Source organism: Actinoplanes sp. NPDC049668, assembly GCF_044465445.1.
GTDB lineage: Bacteria > Actinomycetota > Actinomycetes > Mycobacteriales > Micromonosporaceae > Actinoplanes.
The window spans coordinates 291,714-314,331 of record NZ_JBITLR010000004.1 but is presented as its reverse complement, the minus strand read 5'-3'; the positions used below and the strand labels follow the sequence as shown (position 1 = coordinate 314,331).

The 22,618-nt window shown below is 72.3% G+C and carries 19 protein-coding genes; 7 read left to right on the top strand and 12 right to left on the bottom strand.

All coding sequences use genetic code 11. The features are described 5' to 3' along the window. Positions 1 to 2,052: a DUF4173 domain-containing protein gene (locus tag ACIBSW_RS18790; protein WP_354729453.1), complete on the bottom strand. Its 2,052-nt coding sequence runs from the start codon at positions 2,050 to 2,052 to the stop codon at positions 1 to 3. Between the two features lie 189 nt (positions 2,053 to 2,241). On the opposite strand from ACIBSW_RS18790, the gene ACIBSW_RS18785 reads away from it, so the two are divergent. Beyond that, positions 2,242 to 3,615, top strand: coding sequence for a TrpB-like pyridoxal phosphate-dependent enzyme (locus ACIBSW_RS18785; protein ID WP_354729455.1), 1,374 nt, complete (start codon positions 2,242 to 2,244; stop codon positions 3,613 to 3,615). Positions 3,616 to 3,628: 13 nt separating this feature from the next. Here ACIBSW_RS18785 and ACIBSW_RS18780 read toward each other — a convergent pair whose 3' ends face one another. After that, the gene (locus ACIBSW_RS18780; protein ID WP_354729457.1) at positions 3,629 to 4,588 is read right to left on the bottom strand and encodes a helix-turn-helix domain-containing protein; all 960 of its coding nucleotides are present in this window, start codon (positions 4,586 to 4,588) and stop codon (positions 3,629 to 3,631) included. A 70-nt stretch (positions 4,589 to 4,658) separates the two neighbouring features. Here ACIBSW_RS18780 and ACIBSW_RS18775 point away from each other — a divergent pair, with 70 nt between their 5' ends. After that, complete coding sequence (locus ACIBSW_RS18775; RefSeq protein ID WP_354729459.1) at positions 4,659 to 5,381, top strand: MBL fold metallo-hydrolase; 723 nt, start codon at positions 4,659 to 4,661, stop codon at positions 5,379 to 5,381. 78 nt (positions 5,382 to 5,459) lie between these two features. Here the strand turns inward: ACIBSW_RS18775 and ACIBSW_RS18770 are convergent, their stop codons facing one another. From ACIBSW_RS18770 to ACIBSW_RS18760, 3 genes are all read right to left on the bottom strand, one after another. After that, a complete protein-coding gene (locus tag ACIBSW_RS18770; RefSeq protein ID WP_404799379.1) occupies positions 5,460 to 6,494 on the bottom strand; it encodes a hypothetical protein in 1,035 nt (344 codons plus the stop codon). 63 nt (positions 6,495 to 6,557) lie between these two features. Further along, the gene (locus ACIBSW_RS18765) at positions 6,558 to 11,246 is read right to left on the bottom strand and encodes a DUF6531 domain-containing protein (protein WP_354726524.1); all 4,689 of its coding nucleotides are present in this window, start codon (positions 11,244 to 11,246) and stop codon (positions 6,558 to 6,560) included. 192 nt (positions 11,247 to 11,438) lie between these two features. Then, on the bottom strand, positions 11,439 to 12,830 hold the full coding sequence (locus tag ACIBSW_RS18760; RefSeq protein WP_354726522.1) for an AAA family ATPase: 1,392 nt from the start codon (positions 12,828 to 12,830) through the stop codon (positions 11,439 to 11,441). A gap of 145 nt (positions 12,831 to 12,975) precedes the next feature. Between ACIBSW_RS18760 and ACIBSW_RS18755 the strand changes: the two genes are divergently transcribed. Beyond that, a complete protein-coding gene (locus ACIBSW_RS18755) occupies positions 12,976 to 13,260 on the top strand; it encodes a hypothetical protein (RefSeq protein WP_354726520.1) in 285 nt (94 codons plus the stop codon). 1 nt (position 13,261) lies between these two features. On the opposite strand, the gene ACIBSW_RS18750 is transcribed toward ACIBSW_RS18755, so the two are convergent. From ACIBSW_RS18750 to ACIBSW_RS18735, 4 genes are all read right to left on the bottom strand, one after another. Beyond that, positions 13,262 to 14,173 carry an LLM class flavin-dependent oxidoreductase gene (locus ACIBSW_RS18750; protein WP_354726518.1) on the bottom strand — a complete coding sequence of 304 codons (912 nt, stop codon included), beginning with the start codon at positions 14,171 to 14,173 and terminating at the stop codon, positions 13,262 to 13,264. After that, positions 14,170 to 16,215, bottom strand: a complete 2,046-nt coding sequence (locus ACIBSW_RS18745; protein WP_354726516.1) for an LLM class flavin-dependent oxidoreductase — start codon at positions 16,213 to 16,215, stop codon at positions 14,170 to 14,172. Before ACIBSW_RS18745 ends, ACIBSW_RS18750 begins: the two co-directional genes overlap by 4 nt. Positions 16,216 to 16,288: 73 nt before the next feature. After that, complete coding sequence (locus tag ACIBSW_RS18740; RefSeq protein WP_354726514.1) at positions 16,289 to 16,909, bottom strand: thymidine kinase; 621 nt, start codon at positions 16,907 to 16,909, stop codon at positions 16,289 to 16,291. A gap of 138 nt (positions 16,910 to 17,047) precedes the next feature. After that, entirely contained in the window at positions 17,048 to 17,620 is a 573-nt protein-coding gene (locus tag ACIBSW_RS18735; RefSeq protein ID WP_354726512.1) for a hypothetical protein, read from the bottom strand. A gap of 297 nt (positions 17,621 to 17,917) precedes the next feature. Between ACIBSW_RS18735 and ACIBSW_RS18730 the strand changes: the two genes are divergently transcribed. Further along, positions 17,918 to 18,385: a hypothetical protein gene (locus ACIBSW_RS18730; RefSeq protein ID WP_354726510.1), complete on the top strand. Its 468-nt coding sequence runs from the start codon at positions 17,918 to 17,920 to the stop codon at positions 18,383 to 18,385. On the opposite strand, the gene ACIBSW_RS18725 is transcribed toward ACIBSW_RS18730, so the two are convergent. Together ACIBSW_RS18725 and ACIBSW_RS18720 are read right to left on the bottom strand one after the other, a co-directional pair. Beyond that, positions 18,360 to 19,022 carry a hypothetical protein gene (locus tag ACIBSW_RS18725; RefSeq protein ID WP_354726508.1) on the bottom strand — a complete coding sequence of 221 codons (663 nt, stop codon included), beginning with the start codon at positions 19,020 to 19,022 and terminating at the stop codon, positions 18,360 to 18,362. The genes ACIBSW_RS18730 and ACIBSW_RS18725 overlap by 26 nt on opposite strands. A 4-nt stretch (positions 19,023 to 19,026) precedes the next feature. Next, the gene (locus ACIBSW_RS18720) at positions 19,027 to 19,560 is read right to left on the bottom strand and encodes a hypothetical protein (RefSeq protein WP_354726506.1); all 534 of its coding nucleotides are present in this window, start codon (positions 19,558 to 19,560) and stop codon (positions 19,027 to 19,029) included. A 179-nt stretch (positions 19,561 to 19,739) separates the two neighbouring features. Between ACIBSW_RS18720 and ACIBSW_RS18715 the strand changes: the two genes are divergently transcribed. Next, complete coding sequence (locus ACIBSW_RS18715) at positions 19,740 to 20,321, top strand: DUF1707 domain-containing protein (protein ID WP_354726504.1); 582 nt, start codon at positions 19,740 to 19,742, stop codon at positions 20,319 to 20,321. Positions 20,322 to 20,366: 45 nt separating this feature from the next. Here ACIBSW_RS18715 and ACIBSW_RS18710 read toward each other — a convergent pair whose 3' ends face one another. Beyond that, the gene (locus tag ACIBSW_RS18710; protein ID WP_354726502.1) at positions 20,367 to 20,600 is read right to left on the bottom strand and encodes a hypothetical protein; all 234 of its coding nucleotides are present in this window, start codon (positions 20,598 to 20,600) and stop codon (positions 20,367 to 20,369) included. Between the two features lie 444 nt (positions 20,601 to 21,044). Here ACIBSW_RS18710 and ACIBSW_RS18705 point away from each other — a divergent pair, with 444 nt between their 5' ends. Together ACIBSW_RS18705 and ACIBSW_RS18700 are read left to right on the top strand one after the other, a co-directional pair. Continuing rightward, entirely contained in the window at positions 21,045 to 21,833 is a 789-nt protein-coding gene (locus tag ACIBSW_RS18705; RefSeq protein ID WP_354726500.1) for a hypothetical protein, read from the top strand. 98 nt (positions 21,834 to 21,931) lie between these two features. Continuing rightward, the gene (locus tag ACIBSW_RS18700) at positions 21,932 to 22,606 is read left to right on the top strand and encodes a nitroreductase (protein WP_354726498.1); all 675 of its coding nucleotides are present in this window, start codon (positions 21,932 to 21,934) and stop codon (positions 22,604 to 22,606) included. Positions 22,607 to 22,618 lie beyond the last annotated feature (12 nt).

Here is a 22,618-nt window from a genome sequence, read left to right as displayed (position 1 = left end):
TCAGCGCTTCTTGGGCAGGTCGTACTGGTCCGCGGCGCGGCAGTCGGCGTGGGTGCCGACCGCGCCCGGGCCGAGGCGTTCCAGCGCCGCCCGGGCCCGCGCACGGCCCAGGTTCCACGCGTACCAGGGGTCGGGTTCCCTGAGGTCGTCGGCGATCCAGCTCAGCGTGCAGCGGCGTACCGGGTCGGGCAGGCGGGTCAGCGCCGGCGTCGCGTCGGCGGACAGGGCACGCAGGTACCAGGCGTCGATCTTGCCGGTGTGCTCGTAGCGGACGGCGTTGCGGCTGGCCGCGTACCCCTCGGGGTCCAGGACCGCGAGGCCGAGCAGCATGAGCACGGCCAGGCCGACGGTGGCGCCCGGGATCCACCGGCCCTGCCACTTGATGCCGGCCGCCGCGATCATGATGAAGACGACGCCGAGCAGCAGCTCGAAGGACATCACGAAGATGCGCTCACCGGTGAAGCTGTAGACCCTCTGGTACGCCCACATCCGCGTCAGCGCCGACACCACGATGACCACGCTCAGCCCGCAGAGCAGGCCGAGCAGGACCCGCAGCAGCATCCGCTCGCGCGGCTCGTCGCGCCGGGCCCAGCGGGCCAGGGCGGCGAGCAGGGCCAGCGACAGCAGCGTCACGGCGACGAGCTGCCAGAAGCCGCTGCGGGCGTACTGGGCGTAGCTGAGTCCGGAGGTCTCCAGCACGTGCGTGGCCCCGCCGAACAGCACGGTGAACTGCACCGCCACGAACCCGGCGAAGAGCAGCACCAGCGCCGCGCAGGCCGGCGCCCACTCGACCAGGCCGAACCGGCTCCGGCCGTCGGTGTCCAGGCTGCCGGTCGCCGGCGGCGCCGACAGCGTGTAGGTGCCGGCCACCGCGATCAGGCCACCGACCACGGCCAGGAAGATCCACTTGAAGATCGAGCCGATGTCGAAGGGCGGCACGGCCTTGTCGAGCAGCGTCGAGAACGCGACGTCGGCCGACGACAGCAGGGCGCCGAAGACGAACAGCACCACGACCGTGAGGCCGACCGAGAAGGCGACCCGCCGGGCGATGCCCGGGTTGCGGCGGCTGGCCCGCAGGTGCCGGCGCACCCAGGGGATGCCCTTCAGCGCCGCGTACGGCGCCGCGACGAGGCTGAACAGGATCGACCGGACGCGCTGGCCGCCGACGATGGCCAGCGCCGTGCAGCCGAGCGCGCCGAGGACGCTGAACGTCACCAGCCACCAGGCGTTGCGGAAGGTGAGGACCAGGAGCAGGGCGAGCGCGGCGGCGGCCCAGCCGGAGCGGATCCACACCTCGGTGCGCGGCAGGTTCGCGGTGCGCCGGACCGCGGCGACGACGCCCGCGGTCAGCACGAGCCAGCCGAGGAACCAGCCGATGCCGGTCCGGTTCAGCGGGACGAAGAGCACGAAGCCGAGCGCCGCGGCGAGCACGGCGGCCGGCACGGCCCAGCCCGCGGCCTTCGCCGGGCCGGGCCAGTGCTTCTCGCGGAACTTCTGCCACCGCGACGGCGGCGGCTGATACCGCTGGTACGCGACGAGCGGTACCGGCTGCGGCAGAGGCGGCGGGGTGTGCAGGGCGCGCGCGATCTGCGCCGGCGGAGGCACGGGCGGGGCCGACCGCGCAGGCGGAGGCTCGCTCGGGGCCGGCGGCGGCTCGCTCACCACCGCGTGGTCCGATTCGCTTGGCTCGATCGGGGCGGCGTCAACCTTGGCGGGCTCTGGGTGACTGACAGTCACCACGGTCCCGGCCTCGGCGGCGGCCTGCGGTGCGGGAGCCTGCGCGGCGGCACCGTCCGCGGCGGGCGCCTGCACCGGGAGCATGGGGATGAACAGCGCGTATCCGCGCGTACCAGATGGAACCTGGACGGGGATCGCCCAGGCCGGCGCGCCGTCGGGCCCCGGCCAGGGCATCGACGGTATCGCGTCGTTCTGGGGCATGACCAGCAGTTGTGGTGCCGGTGCGGGTGCTGCGGCGGCGTCGCCGTTCGGGCCGGGCGCCGCGGGTCTCGCCGGGTCCGTCGGGGTTCGTTGCTCGGGTGGCGGCTCAGTCATGACGCGCTCCTCGACTCTGGGTCCGCACACTGTAGGGCCTACATGCACGCCGGGACGAGTCCGTATCGCCGCGACGACCGAGCGTGACGATTCGGGCGGGTGGTGCAAGATGGAGCGCGCGCCGCGAGCCCGGGGCGAACGGCGTGGCGCCCCTGGCGTGGCGGCCGTCCGCGGCCCGATGATCAGGCCATGACCGATGCCGAAAACGCCACCAAGATCCTTCTGTCCGAATCGGAGATGCCGCGCCGCTGGTACAACATCGTGCCGGACCTGCCCTCGCCCCCACCGCCGGTGCTGCACCCCGGCACGCTGCAGCCGGTCGGGCCGGAGGACCTCGCGCCGCTGTTCCCGATGGCCCTCATCGAGCAGGAGGTGACCTCGGAGCGCTATGTGGACATTCCGGAGGAGGTGCTCGACGTCTACCGCCTCTGGCGCCCGTCGCCGCTGTTCCGGGCGCGCCGGCTCGAGAAGGCGCTCGGCACCCCCGCGAAGATCTACTACAAGTACGAGGGCGTCTCGCCGGCCGGCTCGCACAAGCCCAACACCGCGGTGCCGCAGGCGTTCTACAACGCGGCCGCCGGAATCCGCCGCCTCACCACCGAGACCGGCGCCGGCCAGTGGGGCACCGCCCTGGCCTTCGCCGCCGCACAGTTCGGCCTGGAGTGCGAGGTCTGGCAGGTGCGCGCGTCGTACGACCAGAAGCCGTACCGGAAAATCATGATCGAGACCTTCGGCGCGACCATCCATCCGTCGCCGTCGGAGCTCACCGAGGCCGGGCGCGGGATCCTGGCGGCCGACCCGGACTCACCCGGCTCGCTCGGCATCGCGATCAGCGAGGCCGTCGAGGTGGCCGCGCAGCACCCGGACACCAACTACGCGCTGGGCAGCGTGCTCAACCACGTGCTGCTGCACCAGACCATCATCGGCGAGGAGGCGCTGCTCCAGCTCGCCAAGGTCGGCGCCACGCCCGACGTGATCGTCGGCTGCACCGGCGGCGGCTCGAACTTCGCCGGCCTCGCGTTCCCGTTCCTGCGCGAGAAGCTCGCCGGGCGGATGTCGCCGACGATCCGCGCGGTCGAGCCCGCCTCCTGCCCGTCGCTGACCAAGGGCACCTACGCGTACGACTTCGGCGACACCGCCGGGATGACGCCCCTGATGAAGATGCACACGCTCGGCCACGACTTCATCCCCGACCCGATCCACGCCGGCGGCCTGCGCTACCACGGCATGTCGCCGCTGATCTCGCACGTGTACGAGCTCGGCCTGATCGAGGCGGTGGCCAAGACGCAGCGGGAGTGCTTCGAGGCGGGCGTGCGGTTCGCCCGCAGCGAGGGCATCATCCCCGCACCCGAGCCGACGCACGCGCTCGCCGCCTGCGTCGAGGAGGCGCTGCGCTGCAAGGAGACCGGCGAGGAGAAGGTCATCCTCACCGCGCTGTGCGGGCACGGCCACCTGGACCTGCCCGCGTACGGCCGCTTCCTGGCCGACGACATGGAGGACCACGAACTCTCCGACCAGGCCGTCAAGGCCGCCCTCGCCGGCCTGCCCACCGTGCCGGCCTGACACCCGCCGCCGGTTACCCGGCCCGGAAGCTCGCCCGGTAGGACTGCGGTGGGACGCCGACGACGCGGCGGAAGTGCGGGCGCATCGCCACGCCGTCGGCGAAGCCGCTGGCCCGGGCCACCGCGTCGATCGGCAGCGCGGTGGACGACAGCAGGTCCTGCGCCTGCAGCACGCGCTGGTGCAGCAGCCATTGCAGGGGCGAGCAGCCGGCCGCCTCGCGGAAGCGGCGGTCGAAGGTGCGCCGGCTGACGTGTGCCGCGGCGGCGAGCCCGCCGATGTCCAGCGCCGGGTCGTCGAGGTGGCCCAGGGCGTGCCGCATGGCGTCGGCGACCGCGTCGCCGGCCGGGAGGTGCGGGACCGGCCGGTCGACGAACTGGGTCTGGCCGCCGGCGCGGTGCGGCGCGACGACCAGCGCTCGGGCCGCCGCGTTGGCCACCGCCGGGCCGTGCTCGCGCCGCAGCAGGTGCAGGCAGGCGTCGAGCCCGGCGGCGCTCCCGGCGCTGGTGACGATGCTGCCCTCGTCGACGTAGAGCGCGTCGTCGACGACCTCGATGCCGGGGTGGCGCCGGCGCAGCTCGTCCAGGCACCGCCAGTGTGTGGTGGCGCGCCGGCCGTCGAGCAGGCCGGCCTCGCCGAGCACGAACGCGCCGAGGCAGAGCCCGACCACCGTCGCGCCGTCCCCGTGCGCGCGGCGGAGCAGATCGAGGATCTCCGGCCGGGTCGGCGCGCCGCCGGGCGTCCGCCAGCCGGGCACGATGACGATCGCGGCCTCCTCGAGCGCCTCCAGCGGGCACGGCGCGGTGATCGTGATCCCGGCGGTCGTACGCAGCGGCCCGTCGTGCTCACCGGTGACGCGCACGTCGAACTCCGGCCCGCCGTGGTTCGTCTCGAATACGCGCGGCGCCACCGCGACCTCGAGGATCGGGGCGTTGTCGCCGACGATCACGCCGACGACGGTGGGTTTGCGGGTCATGGCTTGAATCTATCGCAGCATGTCTTTCCAGCCACTGCCGCGGCCCGGGCCGGGTCCGCAGGATGGGGGCATGACCTTCGCGATCCGCTCGTTCGGCGGCCCCACCGTCTCGTTCACCCTCGGCGGCCTCACCTTCCTGACCGACCCCACCTTCGACGAGCCCGGCGACTACCCGATCGGGAACCGCAAGCTGACCAAGACCGCGCCGCCGGCCGGCAAGCCCTCGGAGGCCGGCAAGGTCGACGTGGTGCTGCTCTCGCACGACGAGCACCCCGACAACCTCGACAACAGCGGCCGCGAGTTCGCCGCCACCGTGCCGCTGGTGCTGAGCACCCCGGGCGCGGCCGTACGGATGGGCCCGCCGGTGCGCGGCCTGTCGCCGTGGGAGAGCGTCGACCTGGGCGGCGGCGTGACGGCCACCGCGGTGCCGGCCCAGCACGGCCCGGACGGCACCGAACACCTGACCGGTGTGGTCACCGGCTTCGTCCTGTACGGCGAGGGCCTGCCGACCGTGTACGTGAGCGGCGACAACGCCTCGCTGCGGGTGGTCCGGGAGATCGCGGCCCGGTTCCCGTCGATCGACCTGGCGATCCTGTTCGGCGGCGCGGCCCGCACCCCGCTGGTGGGCGACGTCAACCTGACGCTCGACGCCGCGGGCATGGTGGAGGCGACCCGCATCCTGGGCGAGCCGACGGTGGTCGCGGCCCACATCGACAGCTGGGCACACTTCACCGAAACCCCCGCCGACGTCCGCGCCGCCTTCACCGAAGCGGGCCTCAGCCTCCACTCATGACGGTCGGCACGCATCGTCGGGCCGTCGCGCCGACCGGCGCCGGGCCGGTCCCGCTGCCGCCGAAGCTCGGTGACGGGATCAGCGGCGGGCTCGGTTCAGTTCTGCGACGGCTGCGGGGGTGGAGAGGCAGCCGGCCAGGAGGGCGCGGGCGCGGGCGCGGACGGTGGCGCTGTCGGGGTGGGTCGGCAGCCACTGTTCCGGGTCGCCGACGGTCAGGCCGTGGCGGCCTTCGCCCAGGTTCTCCGCGCCCTCCGGCGGGCCGCCGAGCCGGTCGACGTGACCGGGTGAGAGGACCTGGAACCACATCGCGTCCGGGACGAGTGCGTCGGCGAGCCATTCCGCGGAAGGCCGGGCCGGGTCCCACCAGCCGGTGGTGAGCAGGCGTTCGGCGTCCGCCTCGGCGGTCACGCCGGTCCAGTCGACCCGTCCGGCGAAGCGGCGGGCCAGGTCCCGCTGGCGGCGCATTCCGGCGGCCCAGCCCGGGCCGGCGTGCATGAGCGCCAGCTCGCCCCGGCCGAACCCCTCGGCGGCCACCGCCGACTCGACCGGGTCCGCGCCGGCGATCACGATGACCGTGGTCTCCGCGGCCAACATCGGGGCCAGCGTCGCGGTCAGCTCCCCCGCCGGGACCTCCACCGGCGTCGAGAGCACCAGGCCCCGCGCCGGTACCGCACCGATCCACTCCTGCGCCACGGCAAGCTGCCAACCCTGGCATGCCGGTCCCCGGACCAACGCCCGCGCCGCGGACCGCAGTGAGCGCAGTCCCACGTACCGGGCCAGGTCGTTGGGCGGAATGACGATCTCCGCCGCCTCCACCCCGGCGTCGGCCAGCAGCCCGACCAACCGCGCGGGTAGGCCGTCGCGCAAAACGGAAGGCATCTGGCCGACGTCGATCGTCAGGGCCGGCCCGTCCGGCAGCGGCACCACCGGGCCGACGTACTTGGGCCCGAGCCAGGCACCCGACGCGTCCACCAGGCCCGGGTCGCGGCCGCGCAGCCCGTCCGCGAAGGCTTCCACCGCGGCGCGGGCCGGCGCCGGGGCCGGCGAGCGGACCTGCAGGGTGATCGTGGCGTCCGGCAGCAGCGCCGCGCCGACCTCCGGCGACACCGTCAACGTGCCCTCCCCTTCATCCGCGGGCCAGGGGTGCGACCGCCGGAGGCGGTCGCACCCCGCCGGTCAGCGCCGGCGTGGCGGAAGCTTGGGCCCCTTGCCGCCGTTCTTCCACTTGCCCTTCTTCTTCGCCTTGATTTTCGCGCGCGCCGCGTCGTCCACGTTGTCCTCGACATCGAAGTACACGTGGCCGGCGTCGGCGCCCCAGACCACGACGTCCGCGCTCTCGCGGCGCAGTCCGAGGAAGCCGTAGTTGCGGCTCACCTCGAAGCCGTCCGCCCAGTCGGTCAGCTCGGTGCCGAGCTCCCAGTTGATGCCCCACTCGTTGTGCCCGTACCCGAGGTAGCGGGTGAGCTGGTCGCTGACCTCACCGACGCGCTTGCCGTTGTCGTAGATCTTGACCTCGTAGATCTCCTTCTCGTCGGTGACCAGGTCGATCCAGTGTGCCGTGGGGAAGAACCACGTGCCGTCCGGGCGCTGGGTCATGCCGCCGGACTTCGGGCCGACCTCCCAGTCGACGTTCTCGTTGAGGCCCTTGTCGAAGACGTCCCAGAGCTCCTCGAAGAAATTGTCCCGCTCCTCGCTCAGGTAGTTCACGACGAACGCGCGGGCCGCGTACTCCTGCTTGTGCTTGTCGTACCAGAGCTCCGACAGCGGGCCCTCCGCGCCGTTCAGCGCCCACTCCACACCCTTGTATCCGCCCCGGGTCTGCAGCGGGACGCCCTGGAAGCACTTGGTGTGCTGGTCGGGGCTGTTGCCCGCGTCCGGGCAGTCCCAGCGGATCTGGGTGAGCGCCGCGATCAGCGCGTCCAGGAACTGGGACAGGAAGCCGCCGAACAGCCCGATCGCGAACTCGCCGGTCGGGTCGACGTAGTCCTGCGGGCTGTTGTTGGCGTACCCGTAAGGGGTGACGATGTCGGTCTGCCCGACCCGGGTGGAGAGCGGGTCCCGGGTGGTGAACCGTCCGGTGCCGCTGTCGTAGGTCCGGGCCCGCAGATAGACCTCGGAACCCTGTGCCAGCTCGCCCCGGTAGCCGAAGGTCGGCCTGGTGCCGTTCCGGTCGTCCTCGGGGCGGCCGAACGGGTCGTACCCGGACGACTGCGCCCAGTCCTCGGTGTCGTCGGTGCGCAGCGTGGAGCCGAACACGTCCTTGGAGAACACCGCGTCGCCGCACCGGGAGTCGGCCAGCGCCCGGCCGTACCCGTAGACGAAGTCGGCGTCCGGCGTGCAGGAGGTGGTCGCGGCGGCGTCGTGCCCGCCGCCACCGCCGGTGACCCGCTGGCTGAGGATCTGCGGCAGTTCGTCGGTGACGCTCCACCGGTACGCGGTGGTCGTCGGCCGGGTCTCGGTCAGATGACCGTCGTAGCGGGTGCTCGCCGTGACCTTGGTGAGCAGCGAGTCGCCGTCGTAGGTGGAGAGCACCGTCTCGGTCAGCTTGCCCTCGGTGGTGGTCGAGACCGCCGGAAGACCGAATCCGTCGTACGCGATGGTGCGCGCCTTCTTGCCGTCCGACTCCCCGGTCTGCCGGCCGACCGCGTCGTAGGTGTAGCTCACCTTGTGCGTGCCGGTCGTCGCCGAGAGCAGCTGGTCGGCGGCGTCGTACGCGAGCGCCGTGGTCTTGCCGGCCCGGGTGATCGAGGTCCGGTTGCCCACCTCGTCGTACTCGGCGGTCAGCACGTCGCCGCCGTCGCCGTCGCGGACCGCGGTCAGCTGGTCGCCGGCGTCGTACCGGTACTCCAGCACGTCGTCGCCGTCCACCTGTGCGGTGATCAGGCCGTCGGAGTCCCGGGTCAGCCGGGTGTCCCGGGTGTACCGCCCGTCGCGCAGCTCCTGGTAGCGGGTCAGCATGTCGCCGGTGTAGCCGTACCGGCGCTCCCACTTGTCCGGCAGCTTCTCGGTGACCAGCCGGCCGTCCGCGTCCAGCGTGTACGTCGCCCGCCCGGCCGCCGAGTCGAGCGAGATCAGCTGGTTGTTCGCGTTGTACCGGAAGGTGGTCCGGCCGCCGCCCGGGTACTGCAGCGACGTCTGGTTGCCGGCCGGGTCGTAGGTCATGGTCAGCTTGCCGCCGTCCGGCCCGGTGGCGCTGAGCAGCCGGCCCGCGGCGTCGTACGCGTACGCGGTGGTGCCGGCCGGGTCGGTCATCGCGGTCCGCCGGCGGGCGCCGTCGTAGGCGTAGGTGACCGTGGTGCCGTCGGTGCCGACCTTGCGGGTCACGTCGCCGATCGCGTTGTACTCCCAGCGGGAGACGCCGCCGGCCGGGTCGGTCACCGCGGACAGCCGCCCGGACGTGTCGTACTCGCGCTTGGTGACGCGGCCCAGCGGGTCGGTGAACGACCGCTCGCGCCCGTTGGCGTCGCGGCCGAACGTCCGCTTGGCGCCCTTCGCGTCGGTCAGCGTGACCAGCCGGCCGCCGCCGTCGTAGGCGTACTTCGTCCGGCCGCCGTTGGCGTCGACGGTGGTCACCAGCTGCCCGGCCGCGTCGTACTTCAGCTCGTGCACCGCGCCGTCCGGCCGGACCTGGGCGATCTCCTCGCCGCGGTCGGAGAACCGGAACTTGTGCAGGCCGCCGCGCGGGTCGGTGATCTGCGTGACGTGCCCGTCGGCGTCGTACTTGTACCGGGTCACCAGGCCGGCCGGGGTGGTCTCGGAGATCCTCCGCCCGTCGGCGTCGTACGCGTACTTCACCACGCCGCCGAGCGGGTCGATGATCTGCGTCTGCCGGCCGGCGGCGTCGTAGCGGTACTGGGTCTTGTTGCCCCTCGGGTCGATCACCGCGGCGAGCCGGCCCGCGGTGTCGTACTCGTACCGGGTGACCGCGCCGGTCGGGTCGGTCTCGGTCGCGGTCCGGCCCATCACGTCGTACGTGGTGCGCCACACCGCGCCGGTCGGGTCGGTCTTGGCGACCTGCCGGTTCGCGACGTCGAACTCGTACCGGGTGACCCGGCCCAGCGCGTCGGTCGTGCTGGTCACGTTGCCCCGGGCGTCGTGCCCGCTGACCGTGGTGCCGGCCGGCTCGGCGACCTCGGTCACCTGGCCGTCCGCGTCGTAGGTGTACCGGGTGACCGTGCCGTCCGGGTAGGTGACCGCGTTCCGCCGGCCGAGCGTGTCGTAGCCGAACGTGGACACCCCGCCGGCCGCGTCGGTCACGGTGGCGGTCCGGCCGTCGTCGTCGTGGGTGTAGCGGGTACGGCGCTCGAGCGGGTCGAGGGTGGCGGTCAGCCGGCCGGCGCCGTTGTACTCGTTGCGGTACACCGCGCCGATCGGGTCGGTGGTGGTCTGCAGCAGCCCGGCGGCCGAGTAGCCGTACTTCGTGGTGGCACCGGACGGCTCGACCCGCTGGGTGATCCGGCCGGCCGGGTCCAGCTTGTCGCGTTCGGCCCGGCCCAGCGGGGACACCGTCCCGGTACGCCGGCCCGCGTCGTCGTACTCGTACCGGGTGACCCCGTCCAGCGGGTCGGTGACCGCGGACAGCCGCCGGCCCTCGTCGTACGCGTAGGTGGTCTTCGCCCCGGCCGGGTCGATGCTCTCGGTGATCAGCCCGTCCGCCACGGTCGCCCGGGTCACCGAGCCGTCCGGCGCGGTGATCTCGGACGGCACCCGGCTGACGCTGGAGTACGCCATCCGCAGCACGCCCTGGCCCGGTTCGGTGAGCGTGACGAGGCGGTCCTGCGCGTCGTAGCCGAACGTGCTCACCGCGCCGCCGAACTCGGACCGGACCACGTTGCCGTGCCCGTCGTAGCCGACCGCGGTCTGCCGGCCGCCGGGCGTGGTGACCCCGGTCAGCCGCCCGTTGGCGTCGAACGTCTGCACCGCCGAGTTGCCGGCCGGGTCGGTCACCCGGATCAGGCGGCCGGCCGCGTCGTGCTGATAGGTGGTGACGGCCCGGTCGGTGGTGGCGGTCGCGGTGGTGGTGCCGGCCTCCGCGTCGTACGCGAAGAGCACCCCGCCGGAGGTCAGGTCCTGCCGGGTCACCCGCCCGTCGTCGTACGTGTTGGTGAGCAGCCGCCGGCCCTCGGCGTCCTCGAGCTCGCGGAGCAGGCCGGAGTCGAAGGCGTACTTGGAGTCCGCGCCGTCCGTGGCCGTCACCGTGGCCAGCGTGTCGTCGGCGGCGTACCCGTAGCCGACCGCCCGGCCGTCTCCGGCGGCGACCTTCGTCAGGCGGCCGTCGGCGTCGTAGGTGAAGGCCAGCGAGTAGCCGGCCGAGTGTTCGACCTTGCTCGGCCGGGCGTCCGGGTCGCGGGTCACGGTGAGCCGCTGGCCCTCCCGGGTGCGCTGGGTCAGCAGCCCGGCGGCGTCGAAGTAGCTGCGCTCGTCCCCGGCGAAGGTCCGCAGCACGAACAGGCCCGCGGCGTCCCGGGTGAGCTCGGCCTCGAGATCCTGCGGGGTGCGGAAGCCGCCCGCACCGTCGGGTGCGAACGTGAGCACCCGCCCGTCCTCGTCGTGCAACGCCACCGAGCCGTCCTCCGCCTCGGTCACGCGTGCGCTGTACGAGGTGGTCCAGCCCGCGCCGAGCGGGCTGTCGGCGGTGTTCAGCGAGTTGTAGGTCCGGCGGAAGGTGAGCGACCCGGCGGTCAGGTCGGTCCAGTTCCGGGTGAAGTTGCCGGTGGCGGTGTTCACACCGGCCCCGGCGGAGCCGTAACCGGGACGGCTGCCGAACAGCTCGGCGACCGGCCGGGTGACGATCGGTGCCGCCCAGGCCGGCGCCGGAGCACCGGAGGCGACGAGCGCGATGGCCGCTATGGCCACAATGGACACACGAAATCTCAAGGCAACCGTCTCCCCCGCGTTTCGGTTGCGCACGCCCTCGCGACGCACGGGCGGAAAGACGTATGTCAATGACTCAGGCCCCCGCCACGGCGCAGCATATAGAGACACGTCCATGGCGGGTAGGCCCGCGATTCCGGTACACGGCGGTCGTGCGGAAATGTCCTGAGTGCGGCTGGGCGGTCAGTCCGGGTCGGCGGAGCCCAGCAGGGAGCGGGTGATGCTCTGCGCCTCGTCGAGCATCTCGCGGGTGGCGTGAGCGAGATCCGCGTCGGCGGCGTCCCGGTCGGTCTCGGCGGCGATCAGGACGGCGCGGCGCACCAGCTCCTTGAAGAACGACGCGGTCATCCCCTCGGCCCGGGTCGCGACGTCGTCCAGCACGGCGGGCGAGAAGGCGATCCGCCGGGCGTAGCGGGCCAGCAGCAGGCGGCGGGCCCGCTGGTCCGGCAGCGGCACCTCGACGGCCAGATCGACCCGGCCGGGGCGCTGCGCCAGGGCGGGTTCCAGCACGTCGACCCGGTTCGTGGTGAGCAGGAACGCCACGTCGGCGTCGTCGCTGAGCCCGTCGAGCGCCTCCAGCACCTCGAACAGCAGCGGCTGGGCGTTCGGGCCGTGGTCGCGGCTCTCGGCGACCAGGTCGCAGTCCTCCAGCACCACCAGCGCCGGCTGCAGGGCGCGGGCCATCCGGGCGGCGTCGGAGACGTACTGGATCGACGGGCCGGACAGCAGCACCACGGTCAGCTCGGGCAGCGCGCCGAGCAGGTACCGCACGGTGTGCGTCTTGCCGGTGCCGGGCGGGCCGTAGAGCAGCAGGCCGCGCTTGAGGTGCTGGCCGGCGGCGCGCAGCCGCTCGCGGTGCCGGGCCACGCCGGCGACGTGCCGGTGCAGCCGGTCGAGCACGCCGTCGGGCAGCACGATGTCCGCCGGGACGAGAGCCGGGCGCCGGTGGAAGGTGACGCCGCCGACGCCCGGCTCGTAGTCGGAGCCGCCCAGGGTCAGCACCTGCCCGCGCAGCACCGAGCGCAGCACCATCAGCTCGTGCACCTCGGCGATCAGCGCCGCCGCGACGCCCGGCGCCGGGCTCAGGATCTCCATTCGCGCGGTGGCGCTGCCGTAGCGCGGAGCGGCGGCGCGCTGCAGCACCGCGACCGGGCTGCCGCCGTACGAGAAGAGGCGCAGCCCGAACGAGACGGCCTCGCGCGTGCTCTGCGGTCCGGTGGCGACGCTCGCGTAGTCGACCGCGCCGACCGGGAACCGCTGGAAGCGCCCGGCCATCTCCAGCAGCTCGCCGAGCGAGTGGTGGTTGCGCTGCTCGCCGCCGCCGACGCCGAGCAGCTGCGCCCGCTCGTCGCGTTCCTGCAGCTCGGCGAGCGCCACGTCGAGGTCCACGAACCGGTAGGCCGGCATCTCCTCGATGACCACCGCGATCCCCTGCGGGTCGGCGCCCAGGTGCTCGTGCAGGACCACCGAGAGGGCGCGGTCGTTGTCGACCTGGACGCCCTCCCGATGGTTCGCCACCACCTCGTCGAGGAAGATCTGGAAGGCCGCGATGAAGTCCTCGGTGCGCTGATCCATGCCGGAAAGCTAGCGAAGATCGGCGGCCGCCGAGGCCCGTTCGTGCCACGGATCCGTCCACCGGACCGGCATTGACGGGCCGGTACCGAGGCACGACCATCGTCAGTGGACGGGGGTCACGGATCGGCATGGGGAGGGCCTCGGCATGTGGGCGGTGATCGGCGTGTGGGAGATCGATCCGTCGGTCATCGACGAGCTGCGCGCCCAGGTTCCCCTGATGGCTTCGAGCAAGGTGGGCACGCCCGGCTTCCTGCACGGCACGTGGACACTGGACGGGCACATGATGCAGGTCTTCGCCGACGAGCAGAACGCCCGGCGCTACCACGAGGCCATGCTGGCGCAGGGCGCCGTGGAGCGGCCGGGCGTGCGCTGCGTCGTGTGGGACGTCGCCGAGGTCGGCGCCGAATCCGCCACACCGAGTCCCGGCTGACTTATTCCGTGATGCCGGATCCGCGTTCGGCGGCGACCAGCTCCCGGACGGCCGGGGCCACCTCCGCGGCGAACTCCTCGAGCTCGGCGGGGTCGTCGGTGGCCAGGATGAACGTGCTGATGCCGTACTCGATGGTCAGGCCGGCCAGGTCCTCGGCCCACTGCTCGGCCGGTCCGTCCAGGAAGGACCGGCCGAGGGCGGAGAAGGTTCCGTTGATGTTCAGCAGCCGGCGGATCCGGCGCGGGTCCCGGCCGGCTTCGGCGGCGCTGTCGTCGATGTGCCGGTTGAGGTCGGCGTAGTCGGCGGGCCCGCCCGGCAGGTAGGACAGCGATGGCAGCACCCCGTCCGCGGCCCGGCCGATCAGGCGCAGCATCCGCGGCTTGTAGGCGCCGACCCAGATGGCCATGTCGTGCGCCGGCGCCGGGCCACGCTTGGCGCCGGCCACCTCGTAGTACGCGCCGCGGACCCGCACTGCTCCGGGCCGGTCCGCGTCCCAGACCTGGCGGATCACCTCGATCGCCTCGCCGAGGGCGTCGACCGACTGGCCCGCGGACAGGCGCCGGCCGCCCATCGCCTCGATGCCGTCCCAGAAGGCGCCGGCCCCGATCGCCAGCTCGATCCGGCCGCCGGCGAGCCGGTCCAGCGAGGCGTGCGCGCGGGCCAGCACCGCCGGCCGGCGCAGCGGCAGGCTCAGGACGTTTCCGCTGAGGCGGATTCTTTCGGTACGCGCGGCCGCGTACGAGATCAGCGTCCAGGTGTCGTGGAAGCGCGCCACGTAGGGGTGGTCCTGGAACGTCGCGAGGTCGAGCCCCGCCCGGTCCGCCACGACGGCGAGCTCGACCGCCCGCGCGGGCGGCTCGGCGGCCGGCGTGATGAACGCGCCGAACATCAGGTCGTGGCCGTAGTCGGTCATCGCCGCTCCTCGTCCGGGGAGATGTTGAAGTTGTCGCGGAACAGGTTGCCGGGGTCGTACCGGCGCTTGAGCTCGCGCAGCCGGGCGAGGGTGGCCGGCGGGTACGCGTCGGCGAGCCGGGCCGGGCTCTGGTCCGTCTCGAAGCTCAGGTACAGGCCGTCGAAGTGCCGGTGGAGGTCCTGCCAGGCGGCGTCCACCCTACGGTGCGACGAGCCCAGCACGGTGACCGAGAAGTTGGCGGAGCGGTGTGCGTACGCGGTGGCCTCCTCCGGCACGTCCGCGACCGCGCCGCCGACCGTGCGGATCTGGAACCAGTGGATCGCGCCGGAGGCCAGCAGGCCGGCCGCCGCCTTGCCGAACTCCGGCGTGAGGTGCTCGATCAGCCCGGACCGGGCGACCGGTTCGCCCTGGCCCCGGTGGTAACCCTCGGCCGCGTTTGCCATCACCGCCGCGTACGGCATCAGCGTCACGTTCTGCTGGTAGAGCGGCGCGACGGCGGCGATCGGCCGGAGCGACTCGATGATCGTCTCCGGGTCCTCCGCGTCGACGACGCCCAGCAGCCGGGCGAACGCCGGGCTGCCCGCGCGCGGCGGACCCATGATGAGCTGGCCGCTGACCTCGCGCGGCGCGGCCTCGATCGCCCGGCCCCACTCGACCAGCAGGCCGGCCGGGTCGTCGGCGGCCACCACCAGCTCGGCGAAGCCGACCTTGCCCACCTCGTCGGCCTCGAAGTCGAACCGGGTCACCACGCCGAAGTTCGCGCCGGCGCCGCGGACCGCCCAGAACAGGTCCGGGTTCTCGGTCGCCGAGGCGCGCACCACCGCGCCGTCGGCGAGGACCATCTCGACCCCGCGCAGCCGGTCGATGGTCAGGCCGTGCCTGCGGGCCAGCCAGCCGACCCCGCCGGCGGTCGCCAGCCCGCCGACCCCGACGCCGCCGTAGTCGCCCGAGCTCAAGGCCCAGCCGTACGGCAGCAGCGCGTCGGCGACGTCCGTCCAGCGCGCGCCCGGGCCGACCCGGACGAGGCGCCCCGGCTCGTCGATGATCTCGATCGAGTCCAGGGCCGCGAGGCTGACCACCAGGCCGCCGTCGTTGGTGGAGCGTCCGCTCACGCCGTGCCCGCCGCTGCGCAGGCCGAACGGCAGCTCCGGGTGGGCCCGGACGTATCCGAGCGCCGCCACCACCTCGTCGGTGGTGCGGGGCCGCAGCACCAGGCCGGGGCTGCCGCCGCGCAGGTACGTCGAGCGGACCCGGGCGTACTCGAGGTCGCCCGGCTCGACGGCCGTCTCGGCCAGGGGCGCGGGCAGGTTGTCGTAGTCGATGCCGGCGCGGCGCTTGGCGCGTACCGATGCGGGCCGCCGGTTGGCCTCCGGCGCCGGCCGCCGGAGTCCCGGGATGGTCTTCTCGGCGAAGTGCCGCAGCTCATCGGGGTCGTCGGTGCGGATCAGGACGGTGTCGGCGCCCAGCGCGCCGATCTCGGCGGCGGTCGCGGACGGCGGCACGGTCGCGACGCGGCGCAGCTCGGCGGGCTCGCGCCCAGCCGCCGCGTCGGGCAGTGCGCCGGGACCCCAGAATCCGTCGGCGAGGCGCGCCAGGTCCGGGTCGTCGCCGTACACGATGATCGGGATCCGGTGTGCCGGCAGCGGACCGCGCTGTGCCCGCGGCACTTGGTAGTGCCGGCCGAGGTGCCGCACCGGGGTGTTCTCGCCGGCGTCGAGCACGCCGCGGACGATGTCGACGGCCTCGCCCAGCGCACCGGGCTCTCCCGCCAGGGCCAGCTCCAGCCGCCCGCCGCTAAGCAGGTCGAGGCTGGCCGCCGAGCGGGCCAGCACCGCCGGCTCCCGGTCGGACACGTCGAGGCCGGCGGCCAGCAGGCCGATCCGCTCGGTGCGGCCGGCGATCCAGCCGAGCAGCGTCCACGCGTCGAGCGCCTGGTCCGCGTCCGGGACGGCCACCAGGTCGAGGCCAAGCTCCTCGGCGCGTTGCGCGAGCGCGAGCGCTCCGGCGCCGGGCGTGACGAGCACGCCGAACCGGTCGGCCATCGCGATCCCCCTGAACAAGTTGACGATTCAACTCATTCATACCGCAGTCGCGACGACGACAAGCCGGTTGGCGCTATTCGACGTGGCCGGCGGCGACCGGCGTCCGTTCCGGGGCGTACGGCTGCCCGGCCCGGTGATGGCGCCGGCACAGCACCACGTAGCCGACCCCGGCCTCGGTGTCACCGACCACGACGATGTCGCCGTCGCGGACCATCACCCCGTTCACCACCCGGGCGTTCATCCGCGCCGGCTGGCCGCACCAGCACATCGGGTACACCTGCAGCGCCTCGACGACGTCGGCCAGCACGACCAGCCGGGCCGAGCCGGGGAACTGCAGGCCGCGGAAGTCCGACAGCAGCCCGAACGCGAAGACGTCGATGTTGTGGTCGTCCACCAGGGCGGCGAGCTGGTCGACCTGCTCCGGCGACAGGAACTGGGCCTCGTCGACGATGACGTGGTCGACGCTCGGGCCGGGCCGCAGCAGGACGAGGTCGGTGAGGTCCGCCTCCGCACCGATCTCGAGGGCGTCGGCGGTGAGGCCGATGCGGGAGGAGACGATGCCGGTACCGGCCCGGTCGAGGCGGGTCATCAGCAGCCCTCGGCGGCCACACGCGGCGTACGTGTGCCGGTACTGCAGCACCATCGTGCTCTTGCCGCTGTTCATCGCCGCATGCCGGTAGTGCAAATGGGCCACTGTGGGTCGCCGCCTCCTGCCGGGTCCGGTTACGTCGTCGCGCGCGCCTGGCCGGGCCCCTGCGCACGCGGCACGAGACCGCGGCGCGGCAGGCGGAAGGATCGTAACGGATGCACCGCCAGCAAGATCAATTCGCGGTCACCGTCGCGCGACGGGCCCGGCTCCGTTGGCACGTGCCCCGACCGACGCCGACTGCGCGGGCAGCGGGAAGAAGCGCAGGCCGTCGATGTGCGCCTGACTCTGCGGCGTGCCCGGACCGCCCGGTGCGGCACCGCCGGGCACCGGCGTACCACCGGGCGGGGCGGCGCGATCACTGAGCGAGGCACCCAGATTGAGCACGGCGATCGAGGCGATCCCGGCCAGCGCGATCCGCATCCGCCGGGACCTGAGCTTCCCGGTGCGGCGCGCCTTGGGCGCGGCCGGGCCCGGCCGCGCCGGTTCCGGACACCAGTCGTCCTCGACGTCGAAGGGGAACAGACTCAGCCCCACGTCGACTCCGTCGTGCTCCGACCGGAACCATCGGTGCCACGCATTCCGGGCCGGTTCGTCACCCAGGGTGGCAACGAGGCTCCCGAGCGAACCGTCCGCGCCGCCTTCAAATTCAACACGCTCGGTTAAAGCGGGCACTTCGCCCCACGCCGAAACGATTTCGGCCCCACCCAGTTCAGGCTGGATTTCGAGCACACCGACGGATCGCACACTCCCACTCACGGCGGTCACTATAAGTGAATTAGAGAGATCAATGTCAAGCTCGCAATACCGAACGGATTCATCACTTTAAGTGAGATCACTCGCGCCGGCGGACGGTCCACAGAGTCCACCTGGGGCCGGCGGCCGCGCACCGACCTGGGCACCGCGTCGATCTACCCGATGACCTGGTCCCTTCGCGACACACCGCCACCGGCGGCGACACATCGCTACCGACGGGTATGACGTCCTCGTCACAACCCTCCCGGCGTCCGCCTCATCACGGAAGGTGACAGGGCCCGCTGTTGCATGCTGAGAGCCGTGAGCGACAGCTACCTACGGTTGATCCCCACCGACAAGCAATGGCAGCCGACACCCGAGAACGCCGCGGCGGCGGCGGACTATGTCGCCCGACTGTTCGCCGGGCCCGGGGACGACGTCGAGGAGGTCGAGGCCGAGTTCTACGACCGGGTCACGCTGATCGACGCCGGCGAGAACACCACCCGGATCTCCTGCCCGAGCTGCGCCGGTGACATCGAGGTGGACTGGTTCTTCCGCCTGGTCGAGGAGAACGGCGAGGCCTTCGACAGCCTGGACGTCCGGCCGCCGTGCTGCGCGGCGGTCGTCACCCTGGATTCACTGCGGTACGACTGGCCGGTCGGGTTCGCCCGGTTCGAGGTCTGCGCCATGAATCCGACCCGGGCCGGGTACGAGCTCGACGACGCGGAACTCGCCGACGTGGCCGCACTCCTCGGCCACCCCGTCACCCAGATCCTCGCGCATTACTGACGGCCGGCAGTTCCCAGGGCGCCGTGATCGAGAAGTGCCGGTCGACGGTCGCCACCAGGGCATCGCCGCGTTCGCCCAGCCCGATCCGGGTCGCCCAGGCATCGAGCGCGGCGAGGAATCCGCGCAGTTCCCGGTGCACGTCCATGAGCAGGCCAGGCAGCGCGTCCCGGGGCAACAGGACCTTCGTCCTCGCCCACCGGCCGCGCTCACGGTCCGGACCGCCCTCCTGCCAGACGCGCAGGTCGTCGCCGACGACCTCGATCTCCGGCCCCGGGTCGTGGCCGAGCCACGGCGACCCACCGGCGACCGCCTGCGCCCAGTCCCGCCAGTCCTCGAGACCCGCGCAGCAGCCCGGCACCACCGCCGTCCCGGTGACCGTATCGACCAGGCGCAGGCCACCGGACACGATGAGGAACTCCTCGGTGAGCAGGGTGTCCACGACTTCGTCACGCCCGCCGGGAACGGCCACGTCCAGCCGGTGAGCCAACGCGGCCACGAACAGTCCGACCTGCGGGTCGGTGCAATCCGCCGCGAGCGCCAGCCATGACCGTGCGGCCATCGGGGCGACCGGCCACGGCGGCGGCGACCCGGTATCGAAGGACGGAACCTCCACGACGGCCTGCATCTTGATCACCACGGGGTCAGTTCTGCCTTGCGCGGCGGAACAGGTCGGTGACGATCGCGACGGCCAGGCCCGTGTATGCCCAGAATGCGGTGTTCGCCATCGCCGAGACCGGGTCCCAAGCTCCGTGCCAGGCGTCGCCGACGGCCTGCGACCAGGTGTCGCCGCCGCCAGTGCTCCACGGCAGCGGGAATCCCAGGCTGACCGTCCAGAAGGCGTCGCAGCAGGTCTGCCCCATCGGGATCACGATGCCGGCCAGCAGCCCGACGGCGCCGACTGCCGTGCCGGCGATCCAGCCGGTCCGGCTTGTTCGTTGCCGATGCCGCGCCCGCGCGATCAGGAGGATCCCACCGGCGATCAGCACCGCGGCGAACACCGAGACGTTCCGCTCCGCCTCGTAGGCGGCGGCGTTCATGCCGCCCACGTACAGGCCGAAGATGACGCTGCCGCCGCCGACCAGCGCTCGGACGGCGGTGGACAGGGTGTGCGGCCAGGGGCCGGGCCCGTCCCGGCGGCCGGTGGCGGGATCCGCGTCGTGACGGGCATCGGTCATCACCCGATCGTCGCACGGCCCCGCCCGGCCGCGGCATACCGGATAGAAGCCTCCAAAGCGACCATCCATGTCCCGCGATGATCACCCTGTTCGGCACGGTCGCCCTGGTCGGGTTCCCGCTGCTGCGCGCGCCCTGCTCTCCGTACCCGGATAAGACGGCCCTCCCTTACAGTGGCGAGGTGAGCGAGGAGCTGGTGCCGCACCCTCCCGAATGGCGCATGTCCGACGCCGACCGCAACCGGGTCGTCGAGCGACTGCAGCAGGCGCTCGGCGAGGGCCGGATCTCGCTGGACGAGTTCGAGGAGCGGCTGTCGGCGGTGCTGGCGGCGCGCACCTTCGGCGACGTCGCGCCGCACGTCGCCGACATCCCGGGCGTCACCATCGCCCGGCCGGCACCGGAGTTCACGGAGCTGCGCACCACGGCCGCGACCCTGAAGCGCCAGGGCACGTGGGTCGTTCCCCGGCGGCTGCTGGTCACGGCCCGGGCCGGCTCGGTGAAGCTCGACTTCACCGACGCCGTCATCGGCCACAGCGTCGTCGACATCGAGCTCAACGTCTCGGCCGGAACGACGACGCTGGTCCTGCCGGCGGGCGCCTCGGCGGACATCGACGGCGTGGAGTTCATCGCGGGCTCCGCCGGCGTCCGGGGCATCCCCGCACACGCGTCGGGCCCCGGCCGGCACTTCGTGGTGCACGGCAAGCAGCGCGCCGGGCGGCTGATCGTCCGCTACCAGCGCCGCTTCCTGCGCTGGCGCTGGTGACGCACCCTCCCGGCGGCAGGGCGCGTCAGCTCAGCAGCGAGCGGTTCAGGTGATGATGGAACCGGGCGAGAGGAACCTTCCCCTGATCGGCGGGTAGCCGTCCTTCCAGGTCACGACGGCATCCATGAGGCTCTGTACGCGCACCGAGGTTCCGTCGAAGGGCACCCGGTGATTGCAGGTCCCGGCTGCGCCGACGATCACCGGACAGGGCAGCACCGGGGCGAGGATGACGCCGCGCTGGGCGATACCGACGGTCATGAAGATGGCGTCGGTCTCCACCGGCAGGCGACCGCCCAGGTCACGTTGAGGAATCCACCGGAAACGGTGACGTCGTTGCCGTAGCTGACGTCGCAGCGGATCGGAGCACCGGCGACATTCACGCTGATCGGCGCCGGCTTGGCGGCGGCGGCACTGACCACAGCACGCGGACTGGCCGCCTACGCGCCAGCCGGCGCGACGACGAGTGCGAGGCCGGCCGACGCGGCGGCCGGCACGGCGAGGAGACGACGAAGAGACGGTAGCCGTCACAGTTCCCATGACACTCCTTAATGGATGACTGCGACCGTGGCTACCGGTGATGTTTTCGGCGACGACTGGACCTCGTCTGGAAGTCGACTGGTTGCTGGTCAATCGAGGTAGAAACGGTATGTCTCCTTCGGACACCACCACCCGCGAGTAGCCGCTACTGTCGATTTCTCGCAGGCTTCTGACCCCGGAGGTTCCGTGTCGGCTTCCACCTCGGCGTTACTGGTCGCCTTCGTCGCTGCCGGGCTGTCGCTGACCTCGGCGGCCTTCGTCGAGGTCTCCCGGCGGCGGTCCGCCCGCGAGATGGCGAACCTCCAACTCGAGCAGTCGCGCTTCAATGCGGAGTTGGCCGACACTCTCCTGCGTAAACGCGAGGCCGACAACAAGACAGCGGAGGCGCGACGACTGGTCGCGCGCTATCGGGATCCGCTGCTGATCTCGTCCTTCGACCTGCAGAGCCGCATCTTCAACGTGATGCGACCAGACGGATTCCGTGGCGGCCGCCACCCGGACTACTACCGGTCGAACACGCTGTTCGTCATCGCGGAGTTCTTCGGCTGGCTTGAGATCATCCGGCGTGACCTGCAGTTCCTCGATCTCGGCGCGGCCGAGGACACCCGCCAGCTGCTGAAACGGATCGAGGGTGTCCGAGACGCTTTCGCCAGCACGTCCAAATGGCACGACGATTTTTACATCTACCGTGGAGAACAGCGGGCGATCGGCGAACTGATGGCCATGGATCCGGGCGCCACGGGACCGGCCACGAGGGCCGAGTGTATGGGATACGCGTCCTTCGTCGCCAAACTGGAGGAGCCCGGATTCGCCCGCTGGTTCGACCGGACCGGCAAGGCGATTGGCGCGCTACCTGGACAGCGCCCGGAGCGCCTCGTCTACGTCCAGAACGCCTTGGTCGACCTGATCGACTTTCTCGATCCGGGCAGCGAGCGCCTGACGAACCGGCGGAATCGGCTCAGTCCGGACGCCTAGATCGCAACCTGTTTCCGCGGCGTACGCAACGTGGAGGCCGCCGCGTAGCACTTCGCCCAGACTCCGCCCCCAGGCCCGCAGATGGTCACGGAGCTGGGATGATGGACTCGATGGACGTCTATCATGCGGTGCGAACGAGGCAGTCGATTCGTAGCTTCACCGATCAGCCCGTCCAGCGCGAGGTTCTCGAACGGGTACTGGCGGCGGCCGCCGATGCCCCGTCGGGCAGCAACATGCAGCCATGGAATGTCTACGTGGTGACCGGTGAACCGCTGGCCAGGCTGAAGAAGACGGTGGCCGATCGGTTCGCCGCCGGCGGCTCCCGTGATGATCGAGAGTTTGCGAACTACCCGCCCGAGCCGCGTTCGCCATACGTCGAACGCATGGCGGCACTGGGCGAAGTCCTCTACGGCACGCATGGCATCGCGCGCGGGGATGTCGCGGGCCGAGCCCGGATCCGCGCCAAGAACTGGAACTGCTTCGGTGCCGGCACGGCGCTGTTCTGCTATCTGGACCGGGACATGCCGACGCCGCGATGGGCCGACGTCGGTATCTACCTGCAGACGGTGATGCTGCTACTGCGGGCCGAAGGACTGCACAGCTGTGCACAGGAGATATGGGCGGAGTATCACCGCAGCGTCGCCGAGGTGATCTCCCCGCCGCCTGAACGAATGTTGTTCTGCGGCATGTCGATCGGCTTCGCGGATCCGACGGTCGCGCATCCACGGATCCGCCGAGCCCCGCTGTCGGAGACCGTGACATTCCTGGACTGACGCTCCGCGCAG